Genomic DNA, 21,834 nt, shown 5'->3' on the forward strand with positions numbered 1-21,834 from the left:
CCACCGCGGGCGGTCGGGGGGGGTCAGCTGCCTCCCGCGAGCGTCATCGCGGCGAACACGGCGCCCTGAGGGTCAGCGATGAACGCCCAGCGGCCCGGGGGGCCGTCCATCGGGTCCATCACGATCGCCCCGCCGAGCTCCGTCGCCGCCACGACCGCGTCGTCGACCGCGTCGTGGCCGAAATAGACGGCCCAGTAGGGCGGAATACCCTCGGCAGGCAGCGCCATGGCGCCCGCGACACCTGCCCCGTCGACCTTCATCTCCGTGTAGACCATGTGCCCCATGTCGTGGGCGGCGGGCTCCCAGCCGAAGACGGTGGTGTAGAAACCCGTGGCTGCGTCCACGTCCGATGTCTGGAGTTCGTTCCACGTGAGTGCGCCGTGTTCGTTGACGAGGCCGGCGCCCACGTGTTCGTTCTTCTCCCACAGGGCGATGACCGCGCCGGTCGGATCCGCGATGGCTGCCATCCGCCCGGCGTCCATCACCGTCATCGCCGGCATCGTCACGGAACCCCCGGCGGCGACAACCGTCTCGAGCGTGGCATCGACGTCGGCCACCGAGACGTAGCTCGTCCACAGCGAGGGAAGCCCGGCGGCGGCCATCTCGGGGGGCTGGGGCATCATCCCGGAGACGGGGACGCCATTGCGCAGGCACATGGTGTAGGCGGGACCCCGGTCCGTCGGCTCGTCGTGGAAGTCCCAGCCGAAGAGACCGCCGTAGAAGGCCTTCGCACCCGCCACGTCGGTGGTGGCCAGATCCACCCAGTTCGGGGTGCCAGGGGCGTACTCGGTGCGCTCGGCCATCGGCATTTCTCCTCGTCACTCGAAAGCACTGTCTGCGTCGTCGGTCAGCGTCCGCCGATTCCCGGTGACGCCACCCCCCGACACTAGTTGCTTTTTTCAACTAGTCAATGGGGGATTGTCTAGCTTATGAATGAACTTCTTCTAACCTGGGCATGTGGCCAGGCGCACCTACGGGCAGTTCTGTCCGATCGGATACTCCCTCGACCTGCTCGGCGAACGCTGGACGCTGCTGATCGTCAGGGAACTGGCGTCGGGACCACGCCGATTCACCGACCTGCGGACCAACCTCGCGGGCGTCGCCCCCAACTTGTTGACGGATCGGCTACGAGCCCTCGAGGCCGCCGGCATCGTCACCACCCGCGAACTCCCCCCACCCGCGGCCCGCACCGTCTACACGCTCACGGAGCACGGCTCGACCCTGCGCCCCGCGCTGTACGAACTGGCGCGTTGGGGTCTGGGCCTTCTCGGTGCGCCCGGGGCCGACGAACACTTCCCGACGGACATGGTCCCCGACGCGCTGCGCGCGATGGTCCGCACCGAGGAAGTCCCCGACTACGGGGTGGTCATAGCCTTCGACCTGGACGAGGGGGCCCACGCGATGACCGTTACGCCGCGCGCCCCGCGCGGTGAGAGGTGCCCCACGTCGGAGCGGATCGCCGTCGAGTCGGTCGACATCGACAGCCCGGGCCGCGGCGCCACCGAGGCCACGGACACCGGCACCGACGACCCCACGCTCACTGTCACGGCCTCCCTGACGGCACTGCTGTGGCTCAGGACGGGAGCAATGGCGCCGGCCGAGTTGCGCTCCCAGGGCTTGATCACCCTCCGCGGTGGCCCATCGGCCGTACGGGACTTCGCACACATGTGGGGCGTGGACCCCGCCGATCTCGCGACCACACCTCAGATGCTGTAGCCGCCGTCCACGTCGATCTTCTGGCCGGTGATGTACCCGGACCGGTCCGACACCAGAAAGGCCACCGCCTCGGCGATGTCGGTCGCAGCGCCGAGGCGACGCAGCGCGATGGTGGCCACGGTCGCCTCGAGGATGGACTCGTCGATGTCGCCCTGGGCCCGCAACTCGCGCACCATGCCGTGTTCGAGGATGCCCGGCCCCACGCAGTTGGCCCGGACGCCGAAGCGCCCCTCCTCGGAGGCGAGCGCCTGGACGATCGCCTCGACCGCACCCTTCGGCGCCGACGACAGGACGTCACGCTTGACGAACCGGTCGGTCGCGACCGTCGTCACCGCGACGATCGCCCCCTGGGCCTCGCGCAGCGGGACCAGGGCGGGATGGACGAGGTTGTAGAACGCGAGGACGTCGTTGCGACACTGCTCCCACATGTCGGCCGGCTCGATGGTCGACACGTAGCGCTGCGCGACGTGGGGACCGGCCGCATAGACGAGTGAGTGCAGACCTTCCCCGGCGGCCTCGCGGACGACTTCGGCGACGGCCGCCGTCTCCGCCAGGTCCACCTGCATCGGACGGACCCGACGACCGATCTGTTCGATCTCGCGAGCGAGCGAAGCCGCGGCATCGGCGTTGGAGCGGTACGTGAACACGACGTCGGCGCCTTCGCGAGCCAGGGTCCGACAGACCTCCATGCCGATGCCACCCGTCCCGCCGGCGACGAACGCGACCCCGTCGCGACCTGACAGATCCCCCATGCTGTGACCTCCTCGACGATCGGCGACACGGTACCGGCCTCCCGGGCCGTCGTAGGAAACGCCGGGCGACTAGCTTCGCCGATGCCAGTCCGCCGACCCCTGAGACGGTGCCCGTGCAACCCGTGAAAGTCAGCACCTGGAGCGAGGTGCCCGATCGCGAACCCGTGGGCGCGCTCGTTGCGAACGTCGACCTCGTGATCGTCCGTCACGACGACGAGCCATCGGTCCTGTATGGGCGGTGCCTGCACCGTGGGGCGTTGATGAGCGACGGCCACGTCGACGGCGACGATCTCATCTGTGGCCTCCACGGCTGGGACTACCGCTACCTGACCGGGGTGTCGAGCTACGACCCGAGCGAACGTCTGCACCCGTTCACGGCGTGGGTGGACGGCGACGATCTCTTCGTGGATGCCGACGAGATCGAACAGTGGGCCGTCGACAATCCCCAACCCTTCGACCGCGACGCCTATCAGGGTGCCTACCAGGACCCGCACGGCACGCCCGACGAACCCCACGTCGGCCTGATCCGCACGCTCGCCGACGAGGGACTGCGCTATCTCGGCCACCATGGACCGGTGGCCGCCATGGGCGTCCCGAGGGACCAGTTGCCGACGTGGGACGACATCCAGGTCGTGACGGCGCAGTTGGCACGCAAGCCGATGCTCGACGAGGACGAAGTCGGCACGGCAGTCGTGGTGGGACCGAACGCGCGACGACCGCTGCACCTCGACATCCCCCTGTTCGTCTCGGACATGAGTTTCGGCGCGCTCTCGGCTGAGGCGAAGACCGCTCTGTCGATGGGAGCCGAGGCCGCCGGGACCGCGATCTGCTCAGGTGAGGGGGGAATGCTCCCCGCGGAGCAGGAGGCGAACGGGCGTTACCTGTACGAGTTCGCGTCGGGGAAGTTCGGCTGGGACCTCGCCAACGTCGAGAAGGTCCAGGGGTTCCACTTCAAACTCGGACAGGGCGCCAAGACCGGGACGGGCGGCCACCTGCCCGGTTCGAAGGTGAAGGGGAAGATCGCCGAGGTGCGCGGGCTGGAGGAGGGAACCGACGCCATCTCGCCGTCGACGTTCGTGGACTTCCACAACGAGGACGACTTCCGTGACTTCGCCGACGAGGTCCGTGCCGCTTCGGGAGGCATCCCGATCGGCGCCAAGCTGTCGGCCCAACACATCGAAGACGACATCGACGCCGCGTTGCGGGTGGGGGTCGACTACATCATCCTCGACGGCCGCGGCGGCGGAACGGGCGCCGCACCGGTGATCTTCCGCGACAACATCTCCGTGCCGACGATCCCTGCTCTCGCCCGGGCCCGTCGTCACCTCGACGCCCGCGGCCGACGTGACGTCACCCTCGTCATCACCGGCGGGCTCCGCAAGCCGGCCGACTTCGTGAAGGCCATGGCCCTCGGCGCGGATGCCATCGCCGTGTCCAACGCGGCGATGCAGGCCATCGGCTGTCTGGGCATGCGTGCCTGCCACACCGACAACTGCCCGGTCGGTATCGCCACCCAGAAGCCCCACCTGCGGGCGCGCCTTCCGGTCGACGACGCCGCGGCGCGGCTCACCCGCTTCTTCGAGGCCTCGGTGGAGATGATGACCGTGCTCGCCCGGGCCTGCGGACACGACCACCTGTCAAAGCTGTGCGCCGACGACCTGACCACGTTCGACCGGGAGATGGCCCACCTGACCGGTATCCGCTACGGAGGCGTACGACTGTGAACACCGGACCAAGGCCTGACGGGGTGGGACGGTCCGCCGCAGGCGGCGAAACATGGCACCACCTTGTCGGGGTCGACGAAGTTCCCGAGGGACGTGTCACCACGGTCACGATCGGGCGACGGTCCCTCGCCGTCACCCACCACGACGGCGCATGGGGCGCGCTCGACAACCACTGCCCTCACCAGGGGGGCCCACTGGGTGAGGGTTCGATCGAGAAGGGCTGGCTGCGCTGCCCGTGGCACGGATACGACTACGACCCGCTGACCGGCGCACCCCCCGAGGGCTTCTCGGATGCGCCGGCGTGTTTCGAGACCGAGGTTCGCGACGACGCCGTGTGGGTGCGCCTCCCACCCGAACACGACCGTGAGCGGACCGTCTCCGACGTGATGGTCGAGACGATGACCAACTGGGGGGTCGACACCGTGTTCGGCATGGTCGGGCACTCCAACCTCGGCTTCGCGGACGCGATGCGTCTCGCCGAACAGGAGGGCCGGTTGCGCTACATCGGCATCCGCCACGAGGGGGCCGCGGCGTTCGCCGCCACGGCCTACGGGAAGCTGACGGGTCGTCTGGCCGCGTGCTTCGCCATCGCCGGGCCGGGCTCGACCAACCTCCTCACCGGCCTCTACGACGCCAAGGTGGACCGCGCCCCGGTGCTGGCCCTGTCGGGTCAGGTCCCGTCGAGTGTGCGCGGTCGAGGCGCTTTCCAGGACGTGGACCTGCAGGGCGCCTTCGACGACGTCTCGCGCTTCAACGAGACCGTCCAGGCCGGCTCGCGACACGCCGAGTTGATGACCCTGGCGTGCAAGACGGCGATCGTCGAGCGCGACGTCGCCCACCTCGTGCTTCCCGACGAGGTCCAGATCCAGCCCGCCCCCGACGCCGAGGCGGGTGGGCCCGACGGGCGGGTCGGCGACTCGGCGATCCGGCCGCCGACGGACGCCCTCGCCAACGCCGTCGAGCGGATCGCAGCGGCCGAGCGACCCCTCGTGATCATGGGCAACGGCTGCCGGTTCCACACCGGCGAAGTGACCGCGTTCGCCGAGTCGATCGGTGCTCCGGTCGCGACGACGTTCAAGGCCAAGGGGATGATCAGCGACGGACATCCGCTCGGCTGCGGGGTGCTCGGCCGCTCGGGCACGCCCATCGCGAGCTGGTTCATGAACGAGGCCGACCTTCTGGTCGTCTTCGGTGCGTCGTTCTCGAACCACACCGGAATCGCGCCCTACAAGCCGATCGTCCAGGTCGATGCCGACCCGTGGGCACTGGGGCGTTTCCACGCCGTAGAGGTTCCGGTCCGGGGCGATGTCGGCGTGACCGCCGAGGCGCTGCGGACCGCTATGCCCGCCGATCGCCGCTGCCGCGACCTCACCGCCGAGGTCGCCGAGAGATGGGCCATCTGGCGTGCCGAGAAGGCGTCGCGACTCACCGACGACCGCGGGAAGGGCGTCAACTCGGCGGCCGTGTTCGATTCGCTCAGCCGCCTCGCTCCTCCCGACGCCGTGATGTGTGTCGACGTCGGCAACAACGCCTACTCGTTCGGCCGCTACTTCGAGGTGACCGCGCAGGACGTGCTCATGTCGGGCTACCTCGGCTCGATCGGTTTCGCCCTGCCTGCCGCCATGGGTTCATGGGCTGCGGTGGAGGGCGAGCGGAAGGTGATCGCCATATCCGGCGACGGAGGGTTCGGCCAGTACGCGATGGAACTCACGACGGCGGTCGCCCACGACATGGACATCTGCCATGTCCTGCTCGACAACTCGGAACTCGCCAAGATCTCCAAGGAGCAGCGTGGCGTCTCCTACGACGTGTGGCAGACGACGCTCGTCAATCCGGACTTCGCCGCATTCGCCGAGTCCTGCGGGGCACGCGGCTTCACCGTCCACTCGATCGACCAGCTCGACGAAGCCGTCGGCACCGCGCTCAGCCACCGCGGGCCGACTCTGGTCCACGTCCTCGCGGACAGCATGCTGGTGTGATGTGACGCCGGAGGCGACGGAGCCGCGCCGGTGACCGACATCGCCGTGCTCGCGGGCTTCGTCGTCGTGTGGGGTCTGGTATCACGCCGCGTCGACCGGTGGCCGCTCACCGGTCCCATGGTCTTCGTCGCCTTCGGCCTGCTCATCGGACCCGATGTGGCTGACGTCGTCGCATTCGACGCCGATGACTCGTCGGTCCTGCTCGCGGGCGAGGCGACGCTCGCAGTGCTCCTGTTCGTCGACGCGGCGCGCGTCGACTGCCGCGCGCTCGTCCGCAACCTCGCCCTGCCGGCACGCCTGCTCGGCATCGGCCTACCCCTCACGGTCGGGGCCACGACCGTCCTCGTGGGCCTGCTTGCACCGGATCTCGGCTGGGCGGCGGCGGCTCTCGTCGCCGCCATCCTGGCCCCCACCGACGCGGCGCTCGGCCAGGCGGTCGTGACCGACGAGAACGTGCCCACGACCATCCGCCAGTCGCTGAACGTCGAATCGGGCCTGAACGACGGTCTCGTCGTGCCCGCGGTCACGATCTTCCTGGTACTCACGCAGGCCGAGGCGTCCAACGAGTCTGCGGGCTACTGGGTGCGCTTCACGGCCGAGCAGATCGGCTACGGCGTGCTGGTCGGAGCGGGCTTCGGGCTCATCGGCGGCTTCTTGTTGGCGCGGGCGCGGGCGGCGGGCTGGGTCGACGGCGTATACGGGCAGCTCACGGGTCTTGCGCTTGCGATCGGCGCCTTCGCGACCGCCGGCGAGATCGACGGCAACGGCTTCATAGCGGCATTCACGGCGGGTCTCGCGCTGCGCACGGTCATGGGTGACGAGGCCGAGACCGTCACCGAGTTCAGCGAAGACCTCGGTCAACTCCTCGCGCTCGTCACCTTCGTCCTGTTCGGCAACGTGCTGGTCGGGCCGGCGCTCGACGAGGTCACGTTCGCCGTTCTCGCGTGCGCGGTCGGGGCGCTCACCATCACCCGCATGCTGCCGGTGGCGGTGGCCCTCGCCGGCTCCGGCCTGAAGGCTCCGACGGTCGCCTTCATCGGGTGGTTCGGACCCAGGGGACTCGCGTCGATCGTGCTCGGACTCGTCGTTCTGGAGGAAGCCGGGTTCGCCGCCGGTGACGAGGTCTTCGTGATCGTGACCTGGACGGTGCTGTTCAGCATCGCCGCGCACGGCGCGACGGCGACGTGGGCGGCCCGTCGCTACGGCGAGTGGTACATGGCGACGCCCGCCGACATGCGCGACGACATGATGGAGAGCGAGGAGACGCCCGTGGCCCGCGCCCGATTCGCGCCGCGCCCCGAGCGCGGCCTGTGAACCGACTGCCGCGAGATGTGGCCGCCACCGCGATCGATACGGTACGTTCCCACCGACCCGTCCCACCCAGAGAGCTGACATGGGCCTGTTCCGCCGTAACGACGACCCGCTGAGGCCGTTCACCAAGAACGAACGAGTTCTCGCGACACGCGACCTGCCCTCGGTCCCCAAGGGGACCGCCGGCAAGGTGAAGCTGATCAACGGGATCGACTGGATCCGCTACTGGGTCTTCTTCGACAACGGCGTGGACCTCGGCTCCGTCGACGGGCACGACCTGATCCGGCCGCGCCACATCACGTGGTGGCAGGCCGAAGAGGCCCGACGCGCTGCCGAAGCCGAGGAGGCCGCCGATGCTGCCGCCGCAGGGGCGGTCACCCCGTCCGGGGGCGGCGACGCAGGCGGGGACGGCGGCGACGACGACTCCGGCGACTCGGCTCTCAAGTCGATGGTGCCCGCTCACCTGCTCGAGCGATCCAAGTCCGCCCGTCAGCGTCTCGGAGCCTGAGGCCCCGGGGGGACGCGCGGGATCAGCGGATCTCGACGAGTTCGACCATGAACACCAGCGTGTCGTCGGGCGAGACCTGACCGGTCTCCTGACCGAAGCCCAACGACGGCGGCACGACGATGCGCCGCAGTCCTCCCACCTGCATCCCGACCACGCCCAGATCGAGGCCCTCGATGGTGTCGATCTCACCCCCACCGCCGAGGTCGAAGGGAAACGGCTGGCCGACCGCCCACGTCGACGCGACGGTCTCGCGGGTGGAGACCACACCGAGCACGAAGTTGACGACGACGCGGTCACCGACCTGGGCAGGCGGACCCTCGCCGACCGTCACGTCCTCGACGAGGAGCTCGTCGGCCGGTCCGTCGGGGAAGTCCACCTCCGGCTCCGTCGAGGGGTCCGGCGGCGAAAGCGACTGGACCACGTCGACGACGAAGACCAGCGTCTCGTCCGGACCGATCACGACCTCGCCCGTGGACGGGTCTATGACCCCGTCGCTGCGATAGGCGAGGTCGGGCGGGATCCGCAGCTCACGACGTCCGCCCTCGTGCATCCCGATCAGGCCCTGGTCCCAACCCGGGATGACGCGACCCTGACCGAGCGTGACCTCGAACGGCGAACCCTTGTCCCACGAGGAGTCGAACTGCTCCCCCGTGCTCCAGGAGATGCCGACGTAGTGGACTTCGACAGTCGACCCGTCGACGACCTCAGGGCCGTCACCCTCGATGAGGTCGATGATCTCGAGTTCGGTCGGAGGATCCCCCGCGGGGACCTCGACGACGGGCTTCCCTCCGTTGATCGGCGCCTGCCCGCCGGCACCTGTGTCCGAACCGTCGTCGGAGGCCGCCCCCTGATCGGACGGCGACCCCCCGTCGTCGCCGGCACCGTCGGATGTCGCAGCGTCGCCGGACGGTGTCCCCTCGCTGCCGCTGCCGTCGTCGCTTCCTGCCCCGGCGACGTCGTCGTCACCGCCGCAGGCGGCGGCGACCATCATCACTGCGAGCACGACGGCGAGGAGACGGACAGGCTTGCGCGACATCGACAGGACTTCCGATCGGGGGTCCGGGCCTGAAGATCCTACGACTCCGCCGGAGGCTCGCGGCGTCGCCCGGCACCCCGCGCGCCAGCCCCGGCAATATCGTCGTCGCGTGACCACCGAGGCCGCCAACGACCCGATCGCGGCGCTTCCCGCCCCCGAGGCCGCCCACCTGCGTCGCCTCGTCGCGTCCTCGGCCATGCTCGCCGACGTGTCGTTCGCCGACATCCTCGTCCTCGTCCCGCGCGACGAGGCAGCGACGGGATTCCTCGTCGCCGGCCAGCGACGTCCGATCAACGCGCAGACCATCCATCCCGCTGACCTCGTCGGTGAGTTCCTCCCAGGCTCGGAACGTCCGCTGAGCGTCCACGCGTTCGAAACGGGTGAGGTCACCGACGGCGGGCTGTTCCTCGCCGCGACCGGGCGATGGGTGCGGACGCTCGCCGTACCCATCCGGTTCCGCGGAAAGGTGATCGGTGTCCTCGTGCGGGAGTTCTCACCGGTCAGCCAGCGGATCCCCGGCGAACTGGAGATGACGTACTTCGCGGTCTTCCGCCGCCTGGCGGCGATGGTCGCCGAGGGCATCTACCCGTTCCCCGCTGAGGGTCGCGAGCACGAGCACATGCCCCGCGTCGGCGACGGGCTGATCCTGCTCGACGTGGACACGGTGGTGGAGTACATCTCCCCCAACGCGCTGTCGGCTCTGCGCCGCGCGGGAATCGCCGGCGACCCGACCGCCCGCCGGATCTCCGCCGGCGGACTCGATGACCTCGTCGTCCGCACGGCGCTGCACAGTCGCCTCCCCCACACCGAGGAGATCCTGCGCGACGACTACACGCTCGTCCTGCGCGCCGTGCCGCTGATCGCCGGGGACCGCGTGACCGGTGCGGTCCTGTTGGCCCGCGACATCTCCGAGCTGCGGCGGCGAGACCGGCTGATCATGACCAAGGACGCGACGATCGCCGAGATCCACCACCGGGTGAAGAACAACCTGCAGACCATCTCGTCGCTGCTGCGCCTCCAGAGTCGGCGGGCACAGGCACCCGAGGCCAAGGCCGCCATCGCCGAGTCCGTGCGACGGATCCGGTCCATATCGGTCGTCCACGAACTGCTGTCGCGCGAGCCCAGCGACGAGGTCCCCTTCGCCGAGGTCGTCCACTCCCTCGTACGCGTCGTCCAGGACGCCCTCATCGGACCGGAGCGTCCCGTACGGATCACCATCGGAGGCGAACCCGGGGTCTTCCCCTCCGACGTGACGACGACGCTCGCAGTCGTGGTGAGCGAACTGCTCCAGAACGCGATGGATCACGCGTTCCCGCCGTCACCGGGGGACGCCGCCGTGGACCGCTCGGTCACCATCACGCTCGGAACCGAGGAGTCGGGCCTGCGCGTCGAGGTGGCCGACAATGGTGTCGGCCTGCCCCCGACCGCCGACGGCACCCGCGACGACGGTCTCGGGCTGACGATCGTCCGCACCCTCGTCGAGACCGAACTCGGCGGAACGCTCGAACTGACGTCGTCGCCCGACGGCACGACGGCAGTGGCGATCGTGCCCCGTCGCTGAGCGGTCACCGCGATGTCGTGTCGCGTTCCCCTTCTGGAATACTTCATGTCATGTCCGCCGTCGCCGCCACCACTGCAGTACCCGGAGGCTTCGCGATCTGGTCGGTGACGGAGTACCTCTCGCACCGGTTCGGAATGCACACCGGCGCAGGCCGCACCCCCATGGCCCGGGAGCACCGTCGCCACCACGGACAGCCCGAGGCCACCGCATGGCAGATGCGCCTCGGCGGCTACGCGGCCATGGCCGCTGCGGCGGGTCTCGCCGCCGCCGGGGCGACGAGAATCGTCAGCCGCAGCACCGCCGTCGGCCTGTCGACGGGCTGGTTCGGCGGCTACGCCTTCTACGAACTGAGTCACTGGTTCAGCCACCACCGCGCCCCCCGCACGACGTGGGGACGGCGGTTGCGGACCCGGCACTTCCGACACCACTTCGGTGCCCCCCGCTCGAACCTGGGCGTCACCACATCGCTGTGGGACCGGATCGCCGGCACCGAAGTCGACGACGACGGGCCCGTGCGGGTACCACGTCGCCTCGCGATGGACTGGCTCGTGGAGGACGGTGAGATCCGAGCGGGGTACCACGGCGAGTACGTCCTGACTGGACGGCGCGCCCTCGACGAGGCCCAACGCGAGGACGATCTCGCGCGGGCCTACGCCGACCGCCCACCCCTGACCGACTGAGGCCGCGCGCCACGCCCGGCGTGCGGCACCGACCGCCCGTCGGCTTCCCCGCTACCCTCCGCGACCGTGCTGCGCCCCCCGGTCGACGCCGGCCCCGACGAGATCCTCGAGACCTTCGTCGACCACGTCACCGATCAGGGGCTCGAGCTCTACCCGGCCCAGGAGGAGGCGATCCTCGAGATCCTGGCGGGCAACAACGTGATCGTGAACACCCCGACGGGCTCCGGAAAGTCGCTCGTCGGGGCAGCGGCGCACCTCGCCGCACTCGCGACGGGTCGTCGCTCGTACTACACCGCACCGATCAAGGCGCTCGTGAGCGAGAAGTTCTTCTCCCTGTGTCGCGACTTCGGATCCGACAACGTCGGCATGGTCACCGGCGACGCCGCGGTCAACGGCGACGCCCCGATCATCTGCTGCACCGCGGAGATCCTCGCCAACCAGGCCCTGCGGGACGGGCGGCGGGCCGACGTCGACGTGGTCGTCGCCGACGAGTTCCACTTCTACGCCGACCCCCAGCGCGGCTGGGCGTGGCAGGTGCCCCTGCTCGAGCTGCCCCACTGCCAGTTCGTGCTGATGTCGGCGACGCTCGGCGACACCACGCGCTTCGAGACGGGACTGACCGACCTGACCGGGCGACCCACCGTCGTCGTGAGCTCGGCGACCCGCCCGGTCCCGCTGACCTTCGAGTATCGCGAGACGCCGATCCACGAGACGATCGCCGAGGCCCTCGCCGAGGACCGCGCACCCATCTACGTCGTCCACTTCAGCCAGCGGGAGGCAACCGAGGCGGCCCAGGCCTACACGTCCCTCGATGCGATCAGTCGCGAGGAGAAGGAGCAGGTCCGCGAAGCCGTCGGGGGATTCCGCTTCGACTCCGCGATCGGCAAGGACCTCCGTCGCTTCGTCGGCCTGGGTGTCGGTGTCCACCACGCCGGGCTGCTCCCCAAGTACCGGCTCCTCGTGGAGAAGCTCGCCCAACAGGGCCTCTTGAAGGTGATCTGCGGCACCGACACGCTGGGCGTCGGCGTCAACGTCCCCATCCGCACCGTTCTGTTCACCCAGCTCTGCAAGTACGACGGGACCGGCACCCGCCTGCTCACGAATCGGGAGTTCGCCCAGATCGCCGGCCGGGCCGGCCGCCGCGGTTTCGACGACGTCGGCTACGTCGAGGCCCAGGCTCCGGCGCACGTGGTCGAGAACAAGCGGGCGGAGGAGAAGGCTGCGGACGACCCGAAGAAGAAGCGCAAGCTCGTGAAGTCCAGGCCACCCGAGCGTGGCTTCGTGCCCTGGAACGAGGACACGTTCACGAAGCTCGTCGACGGCGCACCCGAGACCCTGACGTCGAGTTTCTCGGTGAGTCACCAGATGCTCATGCACCTGCTGGACCGGCCAGGCGACGGCTGCGCCGCGGTGCGTCGGATCCTGAAGGAGAACCACGACCCCCCGAAGCTCCAGCGCACCCACAAGCGCCGGGCCATCTCCATCTACCGCTCGCTGCGTGAGGCGGGTGTGGTCACCGAGTTGGACGAGCCCGACGAACTGGGCCGACGCGTCCGGGTGACCATCGACCTCCAGGACGACTTCGCCCTGCATCAGCCGCTCTCACTGTTCGCGGTCGAGGCGATCGAGACCCTCGAGCCCGTCGAGCCCGACTACGCCCTCGACGTCCTGTCGGTCATCGAGTCCGTGCTCGAGAACCCGGGCGTGATCCTGGCCGCCCAGATCGACCGGCGACGTACCGCCCTCCTGCAGGAACTCAAGGCGCGTGGCGTGGAGTACGAGGAGCGGATGGAGCGCCTCGCCGAGGTGCGCCATCCGGAGCCGCTGGCCGACTTCCTCCAGCCCGCCTTCGGGGTGTTCCGGTCGCATCACCCGTGGGTGGGCGACGAGCGCGTCAAGCCGAAGTCGATCGTCCGGGAGATCTACGAGACGGGCTGGTCGTTCAGGGACTTCGTTGTCCACTACGGCCTGAAGCGCTCCGAAGGCGTCGTCCTGCGCTACCTCTCCGACGCCTTCCGTGCGCTGCGCCAGAACGTCCCGGAACCGGCACGAACCGACGACGTCGTGGACCTGACCGAGTGGCTCGGGGAGGTCGTCCGTCAGGTGGACTCGAGCCTCCTCGACGAGTGGGAACGCCTCACGGCCATCGACGACGCGGCCGCCGCCGGGGCCGACGATCTTCCCGGGGTGATCGCCGACGCCCCCGATCTCGGAGGGGACCGCCCGGATGTGACCGCGAACCGCCGGGCCTTCGCCGTCATGGTCCGCAACGAGGTCTTCCGCTGGGTGCAACTCCTCGCCCGCCGTGAACACGAGACGCTCGCGGAGGTTCCCGGTGACGGCGAGCGGTGGACCGCCGAGGAGATCGAGAACGCGATCGCCGACTACTGGACGGTCCATGACCGCATCGGCCTGGACCGCGACGCCCGGGGCCCCGAACTCTTCGAGTTCGGCGTCGACGGGGATCCCGATGTCGTGCGCCAGACGATCGCAGACCCCGAGCGTTGGCAAGACTGGAAGGTCGTCGGACGGGTCGACCGCGAGGCGTCACGCGAGGAGGGGCGGGCCGTGGTCCTGCTCAGCGACATCGGTGACCTCGGCGTGGAAGGACGACTGCGCTGACCACGCCGATGTCGTCACCCGACGTTCGCGACACCTTCGACACGGGCGGCGTGTCGGTGCGCTCGACGCTGCGCAGGGTGGGCGGGAAGGGCCCGCTCGGCCCCGTCGTCGGGTCCGCTGACCGGGCCACCACCTGGCGTGCCGTGGACACGACAGCCGGTCCCGCCACGCTGCGGTTCTCCGCGACGACCGACGGCCGTTCACTGGTCGCCGAGGGATGGGGACCGGGGGCCGCCGAGGCGATGGTGTCGGTGCCGGGGCTGGTCGGCCTCGACGACGACCCGGCCGGCCTCGTCCCCCTCGACGACCTCGTTGCGGACCTGACCCGACGCTTCGCCGATCACCGGATGACCCGCACCGGAACCATCTGGGAACACCTCGTGCCCACGATCATCGGCCAGGTGGTCACCACCGTGGGGGCACGGCGCAGTTGGCAGGGGCTGGTCGCGGCCCATGGTCGCCGACCGCCGGGGCCGTGCCCCGAGGCACTACGGCTTCCGCCGACGCCCGCCCGGCTGGCGGAACTCGGCTACCACGACCTGCACCGCTTCGACATCGAACGTCGGCGCGCGGGGGTGATCATCTCGTGCGCCCGCCGTGCCCACCGCCTCGAGAGGTGCGCTGAGCTTCCCGCCGCCGAGGCCCGTCGTCACCTCGAGACCGTGCCGGGCATCGGCCCTTGGACCTCGTCGTGGGTGACCCAGCTCGCGCACGGCGACCCCGACGCCGTCATCGTCGGCGACTACAACCTCCCTGCGCTCGTCGCGTGGGCGTTCGCCCACGAGCGCACCGCCGACGACGAGCGGATGCTCGAACTCCTCGAGCCCTACCGGGGTCAGCGGGCCCGGGTTCAGAATCTGCTCAAGATGGGCGCTCCCCGACCTCCGCGCCGGGGCCCCAAGCTCGCCCCGGCGACGATCCGCCACCTCTGAACCGCGCACGGGTCGCCACTGTGCGTAGCCTCTGGCCATGAACGAGGCTGCCCCGGGGACCCAGAGCGCCGCCGGGGCCGTCGCCCGGCTACGACACACCTTCGATTCCGGTCGGACCCGCCCGCTGGAGTGGCGCCTCGCACAACTGACCGCCCTGCGGGACCTCCTCGACAACGAAGCCGACCGCCTGGCCGACGCCCTCGCCGCGGACCTGGGCAAGCCGACCCTCGAGGGGTGGGTGACCGATGTCGCGTTCACCCGCAGGACCGTCGCCCACACGCTCGAGCATCTCCCGTCGTGGGTGAAGCCCGAGAAGGTGGACGTCCCAGCCGTCCTGCGACCGGGACGGGCCCACCTGCACCGTGACCCGCTCGGCGTCGTGGCCGTGATCGCACCGTGGAACTACCCGGTGCAGCTCGTGGTCGAACCCCTCGCCGCGGCGATCGCCGGTGGCAACACGGTGCTCGTGAAGCCGTCGGAGTTCGCGCCGGCGACCGCCGTCGCTCTCAGCGAGCTGTTCTCACGCCACCTCGACACCGACGCCGTCGTGACCATCCAGGGAGATGCGGACGTGGCGGCCGAGGTCGTGGCCGCCGACCTGGACCACATCTTCTTCACCGGTAGTCCCCGCGTGGGCCGCATGGTGATGGCAGCGGCGGCGGAACGGCTCACGCCGGTCACCCTCGAGCTCGGAGGCAAGAGCCCCGCCGTCGTGACCCGGGGTGCGGACCTCGCCGTCGCGGCCCGCCGGATCACCTGGGGGAAGTTCCTCAACGCCGGCCAGACCTGCGTCGCGCCCGACCACGTCATCGTGGACCGCTCACTACGGGACGAACTGGTCGACGGGATCGTGGGGTCCATCCGGCGCTTCTACGGCAGGAACGCAGCCGAGAGCCCGGACTACGCCCGCATCGTCAACAAGGACCACCTGGCCCGTCTGACAGGCCTGCTGGCGGCACCGGAATCGGGCGAGATCGTCCACGGTGGGGCCGTGTCGGCCGCCGACCGCTACGTGGAGCCGACCGTGTTCGTCGACCCGGATCCCGGCTCCGCGTTGATGAGCGAGGAGATCTTCGGCCCGATCCTGCCGGTCGTCACCGTGGACGACACGCAGGCCGCCATCGCGGAGGTCCGGTCACGCCCCCACCCCCTCGCCCTCTATGTCTTCGCCGACGACGAAACGGCCCGGACGGTGATCGACGGGACGGCGTCGGGAGGTGTCTGCGTGAACCACACGCTCGTCCACGCGGCGATCCCGGACCTCGGCTTCGGTGGTGTCGGTGGCAGCGGCTTCGGCCGCTATCACGGCCGCTTCGGCTTCGAGACGTTCACGAACCCGAGGGGCGTCCTCTCCAAGCCGGCCAGACCCGATCCGGGATTCGCCTACCCGCCGTACGGACGGGTCACCTCACGGGTGCTGCGCCGGATCCTCTGAGGTCACCGACGGTTTCGTCGGCCTCCTCGGCCAGTCGTCGCAGAGAACGCGGCCCGAATGCGAGGGCGACTGCGTTGAGCCCCGCGCCCAGCAGGAAGGCCGACGATGTCGCACCCGTGACGGCGACGATCGCGCCCGCCGCCGCTCCGCCGGCAGCGACTGCGAGATCGAAGGAGATCGAGAACGACGCGACGGCCTGGCTGCGCTCCGCGTCCGGAGCCGTGTCGATCACGAGAACGAACAGGGCCGGAAACAGGAAAGTCTGACCGAGGCCCAGCAGCGCGGTGCCGACGTAGATCCCCGACACCGACTGCCACGCGCCGATGACACCGAGCCCCAGGGTGGTGAAGAGCAGAGCGAACCTCGTCGTGCGGACCGCTCCGAGCGCATCAGGAACCCTCGCCGCGAAGATCCTCAGGACGAGCACGATCCCGGCGAACAGGGCGAAAACGGTGCCGGCCCTGCCGACCCCGACCTCCTCCGCCCACACAGACACGAACGCGAGGAATCCGGCCCAGCCGAACAGCGCGACGAAGACGATGAGGCCGGGCCTGTACGCCGCAGGGTGGTACAGGCGCGTCGGCCAGATGCTCCCACCCGTGCCCGACTCGCCGCCGGGAGCAGCGAGCGAGAAGAGCGCGGCGGCGATCGCGAGGATGCCCCCGACGGTCCACACGGTGTCGGTCGAGAAGGTCTCATCGAGCCACTCACCGATGAGCGGACCGGCGGCGAGTCCGCCGTAGATGGTCACCGAGTAGAGCGACGGCGCGGAGGCGCGATGTCCTGGATGGCGGCGGCGAGACCGACGAACACCGCCGCCTCACCGACCCCGGTCAGGAGACGGAACGCGATCACCACCGGGACGCTCGTCGCGACGAGGTTGCCGGCGATCGACACCGCGACGATCACCGAGCCACCGACCGAGAGGACCCGGCGGCCCCGGGCGTCACCCAGCGACCCCACGAAGGGCCGCAGGACCGCCGCGGTCCATCCCATCGCACCGAGAGCGATGCCGATCGCGAGGTCGCCGCCGCCGAGGTCATCGGCGATGAACGTCGGCAGGACGGGCAGAACGGTCCCGATGGCGGTGAAGTAGAAGACACCTGCGACGAACAGCAACACGAAACGCCGGGTCCACATCGCGGCGTCGCCGGGTGCCGTCTGCGTCACCCCGCCAGTCTGCCGGTCCCTGGGGGCGATGGCCCCGTACAGCGGTCGGTAGTGTCGACGAGATGAGCCTGACCAGCGAGCCGTCCCCCACGAGCGGTGGGAGCATCCTCGGCCACGAGGTGCGTCGCGTCGAAGACCCCCGCATGTTGCGGTCCGGAGGTGTCTACGTCGACGACATCGACCTGCCGGGTGCCGCCCACGTCCACTTCGTGCGGGCCACGACCGCCCACGCCGAACTCCTCGACGTGGACGTCAGCGAGGCCATCGGCGCCCCGGGCGTCCTCGCCGTCGTGACCGGTGACGACCTCGACGGCCACGCTCTCGCGCCACTCGTGGGCGACGCCCACTTCGCCCAGGCGCTGCTCGCCCGGGGCCGGGTGCGCTACGTCGGTGAACCGATCGCCGCGGTGGTCGCGACCGACCGGTACCTCGCTGCCGACGCCGCAGAACTCGTCATCGTCGACTACGAACCGCTCCCCGCCGTGGTCGACCCCCGTGACGCGCTCGCCGACGACGTCGTCCTCTTCGAGGAGGCGGGAACCAATGTCTGCCGCCGCGTCGATGCCACCTCGACCGTGGACTTCGGTGGGTGCGACGTGGTCACGACCGTGGAGATCGTCAACCAGCGGATCTACGCGGCACCGATCGAACCTCGGGTCGCCGCGGCAGCCTGGGGTGAGGACGGACGCCTCGTGTGCTGGTCGAGCACCCAGGGTGCGGACCCGGCCCGCAACGTCATCTGCGAGGCACTGAGTCTCGAGACCGACCAGGTCAGGATGATCATCCCCGACGTCGGTGGGGCCTTCGGAGCGAAGGCCCGCCCGGGGCCCGAAGAGGCGCTGCTCGGCTTCCTCGCCCGCCGGGTGGACCGCCCTGTCCGCTGGTCCGAGACCCGCAACGAGAGCCTCCTGTCTCTCGGCCACGGCCGCGGCCAGGTGCAGACCATCACCCTCGGCGGGACCAGCGACGGCGATCTCACCCACCTGCGTCTCGAGGTTCTCGGCGACGCCGGCGCCTACCCGAAGATCGCCCCCTTCCTGCACGGCCTGACCCTCATGATGGCCACGGGGACCTACGGCATCACCGAGGTCGAGACGTCGGCGACGTCGGTCGTCACCAACACGGCGCCTGTGCAGGCGTTCCGCGGGGCCGGGCGTCCCGAGGCCGCGGCGGCAATCGAGCGCGCCGTCGACGCCTTCGCCGCTCAGGCCGGGCTCGACCCCGCCGATGTCCGGCGCCGGAACCTCCTGGCCGCAGATGTCTTCCCGTACACGACGCCCGGCGGGTTCACCTACGACAACGGCGCGTACCACAGCGCGCTCGAGACCGCCCTGGACGCTGTCGGATACGACGACCTCCGGGTGCAACAGCGCGCCCGCCGGGGGTCCGGGGACACCCGGGCCCTCGGCATCGGTCTGTCGTCCTACGTCGAGGTGACCGCACCGGGCGCCGAGCACACGGAGTTCGCGTCCGTGGAACTCTGCGACGACGGGTCGATCCTGGCCCGCACCGGGGCGACACCCTACGGCCAGGGCCATGCGACGACGTGGGCGATGCTCATCGCCGACCGCACCGGCGTGGCGATCCCGGCGATCACCCTCGTGCACGGCGACACCGACGCCGTCCCGAGCTCGGGCATCACCGGCGGTTCACGCTCGGTGCAGGTGGCCGGGTCCTCGATGGCCGATGCCGCGGAGAAGCTCGCCGAGCTCGCCCGGGAGGTCGCGGCGGAACTCCTGGAGGCAGCTGTCGACGACATCGTTCTCGACAGCTCCACCGGCCGGTTCCACGTCCAGGGCACGCCCGCCCGCTCGGTCGGCTGGTCGGACGTAGCCGCCGAGACCCCGGAACCGCTGGCCGCCACCAGTGACTTCGTCCAGCACGGATCGACGTTCCCCTTCGGGTCACACGTCGCGGTCGTCGAGGTGGACACCGAGACCGGCGCGGTCGAGTTGGTCCGCTTCGTCGCCGTGGACGACGCAGGCACGCTGATCAACCCGCTGCTCGCTGCCGGTCAGATCCACGGCGGGCTCGCCGCGGGCATCGCGCAGGCACTTCTCGAGGAGGTCGTCTACGACGCCGACGGGAACCTGCTGACGTCGACCTTCACCGACTACACGGTGATCTCGGCCGCCGAGCTCCCGGACTTCGACCGGATCGTCCAGGAGACGCCCACCCCGCTCAACCCGCTCGGGGCCAAGGGCATCGGTGAATCCGGGACGGTCGGCGCCACGCCGGCGGTGCAGAACGCCGTGGTGGATGCACTCGCGCACCTCGGTGTGCGCCACGTGGACATGCCGACGACGCCACGCAGGGTCTTCGAGGCCATCCGCGCCGCCGGCAGCTGAGTCTCAGAACTGGAGCCCGCCGCCGTCGATGACCAGTGACTGCCCGTTGACCGCTCCCGAGCGCTCGCCGGCGAAGTAGGCCACGGCCTCGGCGACCTCGTCGGGTCGGATCAGGCGACCGAGTCCGGAGAACCCCACGAGGGCATCGATCGCTGCGGCGCGGTCCACGCCGGTCTTGTCTCTGATGGTCGTGATCGCCTGCTCGGCCATCTCGGTCTCGACGTAGGCGGGGCACACCGTGTTGGCCGTCACCCCGGTACCGCGCAACTCGGCGGCCACGGACCGCATGAAGCCCAGCGCCGCGTGCTTCGACGAGACGTACGCGGCGATGTAGGGCGCTCCGACGCGCGCCGCGTACGACGCGACGGTGACGATCCGGCCCTCTCCGTGCTCACGCATGGCAGGAAGCACGGCCTGCGTGCACAACATCACGCCGATCGTGTTGATGCGCCACAGGCGCTCCATCTCCTCGACCGTCAGGCGGCTGATCGGCGCCGAACTCGCAGCACCGGCGTTGTTCACGAGAACGTCGATCCGGCCGAGACCGGCGAACACCGCGGCGACGGTCCCGGGGTCCGTGACGTCACAGACAGCGGTCTCGGCACGGTCCGCGACCGCGGCGAGCGCATCTACGTCACGCCCCAGTGCGACGACGGTGTCGCCCTCGGCCACGAAACGCTCGAGAACGGCGAGCCCGATCCCCTTCGCACCCCCGGTCACCACGACACGACGTCCCGACATGGGTGAGGACCCTATTCGAGGCTGCCTCTTCCAGTCCGTGACGGTCAGTCCCGGCGGGCGCCGGGAACGACCACCAGCGGTCCGTCGAGATGGTGCACCAGGTAGCTGGCGACCGAGCCGAGCAGCATCGACGCTATCGGTCCGCGACCCCGGCCACCGACGACGAGCAGGTCAGCGGCGAAGCCACGATCGTGGAGGACGTCGCGGGGGTCGCCCGGGACGAAGTGCATGGTGAAGTCGACACCGGTCTCGTCGGCGAAGGCCTCGGCCGGCGCCATCGTGTCGGTCAGTCGCCCTCGGGCGATCTCGGCCTCGCGGTCGGCGCGGTCGACCGCGTCGGCGACGTCGACGGCGTCCGGGAAGTTCATGACGTGGACCGCCTCGACCGTGTCGACACCGGGCCGGGCCCAGGCGAGCGCCCACATGAGAGCGCGGGCTGCGTCCTGGGAACCGTCGACACCGACGACGATCCGCGCCGGGCCCTCCCGGCCGCGGGCGTCGCCGGGAACGATGAGCACCGGCACCTCCGCATGGGAGACGCAGCGGCTACTCACCGATCCGAGCAGCGCCCCCCGGAAGGCACCGTGGCCGCGACTGCCGACCACGAGCAGCCCCGCATCATCAGCCTCGGCCAGAAGCGTGGTGGCCGCCTCCCCACACGAGATCGAAGGGGTCACGGTCACGTCACCCGGATCGAACTCGGCGATCATGGCCGCCTGGATCTCCCCGGCGGCCTCCTCCATCGAGTCCGCCGGGGGCACCGGCATCCCGACCGGCGCCGGCGCAGCGGCGATCCACGGGTACGACCACGTGGTGACCGCCGTCACCGGTACGCGAAAGCGCTGCGCGGCCTTGAGGGACCAGCGCAGCGCTTCACGGGATGCGGGTGAACCGTCGACGCCGACGACGATGGACGAGATCGGCGTGATCATGGGACCCGCCTATGCCGCCCGGTCGTGGGAGATGGAAGTTGTGATGGAGTGGATCTCGGCGTCGTCGATGGCGACGTCCTCAGCATCGGTCTTGTGCCCGAAGCGCGCCTCGTAGGCGGCGTTGCCGAAGATCACGCCGAACGACGAACCGGCCCACAGCGCCATGAAGGACGACACGCCAACAGCGAAGGCGATGCCGAAGTCGGGGGTTGCGAGCCGGGTGGCGGCCATGAGAAGTCCGAAGACCACCACCACACCGATGGCCGCACCTCTCGCGCTGTAGCGGATCCGGAGGCGGCTGCGAGTGGCCTCGTCGATGATGTCGTGGTTGTCCATTTTCTCTCTCTCCTCCTCTTCGCCGCCAGTACGGCCGGCGCCTCTCATCCA

Annotated in this window: 19 protein-coding genes; 11 read left to right on the forward strand and 8 right to left on the reverse strand. The window is 70.1% G+C overall.

The features are described 5' to 3' along the window. Positions 1 to 23: 23 nt before the first annotated feature. Positions 24 to 803 carry a VOC family protein gene (locus tag RIE08_06995; GenBank protein MEQ8717342.1) on the reverse strand — a complete coding sequence of 260 codons (780 nt, stop codon included), beginning with the start codon at positions 801 to 803 and terminating at the stop codon, positions 24 to 26. Between the two features lie 154 nt (positions 804 to 957). On the opposite strand from RIE08_06995, the gene RIE08_07000 reads away from it, so the two are divergent. Further along, on the forward strand, positions 958 to 1,716 hold the full coding sequence (locus RIE08_07000; GenBank protein MEQ8717343.1) for a helix-turn-helix domain-containing protein: 759 nt from the start codon (positions 958 to 960) through the stop codon (positions 1,714 to 1,716). On the opposite strand, the gene RIE08_07005 is transcribed toward RIE08_07000, so the two are convergent. Then, the gene (locus tag RIE08_07005; GenBank protein ID MEQ8717344.1) at positions 1,704 to 2,468 is read right to left on the reverse strand and encodes an SDR family oxidoreductase; all 765 of its coding nucleotides are present in this window, start codon (positions 2,466 to 2,468) and stop codon (positions 1,704 to 1,706) included. The genes RIE08_07000 and RIE08_07005 overlap by 13 nt on opposite strands. A 122-nt stretch (positions 2,469 to 2,590) precedes the next feature. On the opposite strand from RIE08_07005, the gene RIE08_07010 reads away from it, so the two are divergent. The 4 genes from RIE08_07010 to RIE08_07025 all read left to right on the forward strand — a co-directional run bounded on the left by RIE08_07010 (position 2,591) and on the right by RIE08_07025 (position 7,990). After that, the gene (locus RIE08_07010; protein MEQ8717345.1) at positions 2,591 to 4,192 is read left to right on the forward strand and encodes a glutamate synthase-related protein; all 1,602 of its coding nucleotides are present in this window, start codon (positions 2,591 to 2,593) and stop codon (positions 4,190 to 4,192) included. Between the two features lie 23 nt (positions 4,193 to 4,215). Continuing rightward, the gene (locus RIE08_07015) at positions 4,216 to 6,171 is read left to right on the forward strand and encodes a thiamine pyrophosphate-binding protein (protein ID MEQ8717346.1); all 1,956 of its coding nucleotides are present in this window, start codon (positions 4,216 to 4,218) and stop codon (positions 6,169 to 6,171) included. 30 nt (positions 6,172 to 6,201) lie between these two features. Further along, positions 6,202 to 7,485, forward strand: a complete 1,284-nt coding sequence (locus tag RIE08_07020) for a cation:proton antiporter (GenBank protein ID MEQ8717347.1) — start codon at positions 6,202 to 6,204, stop codon at positions 7,483 to 7,485. Positions 7,486 to 7,564: 79 nt separating this feature from the next. Further along, positions 7,565 to 7,990, forward strand: coding sequence for a hypothetical protein (locus RIE08_07025; GenBank protein ID MEQ8717348.1), 426 nt, complete (start codon positions 7,565 to 7,567; stop codon positions 7,988 to 7,990). A gap of 22 nt (positions 7,991 to 8,012) precedes the next feature. Here the strand turns inward: RIE08_07025 and RIE08_07030 are convergent, their stop codons facing one another. Beyond that, complete coding sequence (locus RIE08_07030; protein ID MEQ8717349.1) at positions 8,013 to 9,026, reverse strand: FKBP-type peptidyl-prolyl cis-trans isomerase; 1,014 nt, start codon at positions 9,024 to 9,026, stop codon at positions 8,013 to 8,015. A 109-nt stretch (positions 9,027 to 9,135) separates the two neighbouring features. Between RIE08_07030 and RIE08_07035 the strand changes: the two genes are divergently transcribed. The 5 genes from RIE08_07035 (at position 9,136) to RIE08_07055 (ending at position 16,256) form a co-directional block, all read left to right on the forward strand. Then, positions 9,136 to 10,587, forward strand: coding sequence for a sensor histidine kinase (locus RIE08_07035; GenBank protein ID MEQ8717350.1), 1,452 nt, complete (start codon positions 9,136 to 9,138; stop codon positions 10,585 to 10,587). 50 nt (positions 10,588 to 10,637) lie between these two features. Beyond that, positions 10,638 to 11,267, forward strand: a complete 630-nt coding sequence (locus tag RIE08_07040) for a sterol desaturase family protein (protein ID MEQ8717351.1) — start codon at positions 10,638 to 10,640, stop codon at positions 11,265 to 11,267. 66 nt (positions 11,268 to 11,333) lie between these two features. Next, entirely contained in the window at positions 11,334 to 13,889 is a 2,556-nt protein-coding gene (locus RIE08_07045; protein MEQ8717352.1) for a DUF3516 domain-containing protein, read from the forward strand. 8 nt (positions 13,890 to 13,897) lie between these two features. Next, positions 13,898 to 14,821, forward strand: a complete 924-nt coding sequence (locus RIE08_07050) for a hypothetical protein (GenBank protein ID MEQ8717353.1) — start codon at positions 13,898 to 13,900, stop codon at positions 14,819 to 14,821. A 37-nt stretch (positions 14,822 to 14,858) separates the two neighbouring features. Next, positions 14,859 to 16,256, forward strand: coding sequence for an aldehyde dehydrogenase family protein (locus RIE08_07055; GenBank protein MEQ8717354.1), 1,398 nt, complete (start codon positions 14,859 to 14,861; stop codon positions 16,254 to 16,256). On the opposite strand, the gene RIE08_07060 is transcribed toward RIE08_07055, so the two are convergent. Continuing rightward, the gene (locus RIE08_07060) at positions 16,225 to 17,007 is read right to left on the reverse strand and encodes an MFS transporter (GenBank protein ID MEQ8717355.1); all 783 of its coding nucleotides are present in this window, start codon (positions 17,005 to 17,007) and stop codon (positions 16,225 to 16,227) included. The genes RIE08_07055 and RIE08_07060 overlap by 32 nt on opposite strands. After that, on the reverse strand, positions 17,004 to 17,426 hold the full coding sequence (locus RIE08_07065) for an MFS transporter (GenBank protein ID MEQ8717356.1): 423 nt from the start codon (positions 17,424 to 17,426) through the stop codon (positions 17,004 to 17,006). The genes RIE08_07060 and RIE08_07065 overlap by 4 nt, the downstream gene beginning before the upstream one ends. Positions 17,427 to 17,488: 62 nt before the next feature. Here RIE08_07065 and RIE08_07070 point away from each other — a divergent pair, with 62 nt between their 5' ends. After that, complete coding sequence (locus RIE08_07070) at positions 17,489 to 19,774, forward strand: xanthine dehydrogenase family protein molybdopterin-binding subunit (GenBank protein ID MEQ8717357.1); 2,286 nt, start codon at positions 17,489 to 17,491, stop codon at positions 19,772 to 19,774. 3 nt (positions 19,775 to 19,777) lie between these two features. Here RIE08_07070 and RIE08_07075 read toward each other — a convergent pair whose 3' ends face one another. From RIE08_07075 to RIE08_07085, 3 genes are read right to left on the reverse strand one after another with little or no spacing between them, the layout of a single operon-like run. Next, positions 19,778 to 20,515 (reverse strand): SDR family oxidoreductase, encoded by a 738-nt coding sequence (locus tag RIE08_07075; GenBank protein ID MEQ8717358.1) that lies wholly within the window; start codon positions 20,513 to 20,515, stop codon positions 19,778 to 19,780. 44 nt (positions 20,516 to 20,559) lie between these two features. After that, on the reverse strand, positions 20,560 to 21,447 hold the full coding sequence (locus RIE08_07080) for a universal stress protein (protein MEQ8717359.1): 888 nt from the start codon (positions 21,445 to 21,447) through the stop codon (positions 20,560 to 20,562). Positions 21,448 to 21,456: 9 nt separating this feature from the next. Next, positions 21,457 to 21,783 carry a hypothetical protein gene (locus tag RIE08_07085; GenBank protein ID MEQ8717360.1) on the reverse strand — a complete coding sequence of 109 codons (327 nt, stop codon included), beginning with the start codon at positions 21,781 to 21,783 and terminating at the stop codon, positions 21,457 to 21,459. Positions 21,784 to 21,834 lie beyond the last annotated feature (51 nt).

It is taken from the genome of Acidimicrobiales bacterium (genome assembly GCA_040219085.1).
Classification (GTDB): domain Bacteria; phylum Actinomycetota; class Acidimicrobiia; order Acidimicrobiales; family JAVJTC01; genus JAVJTC01.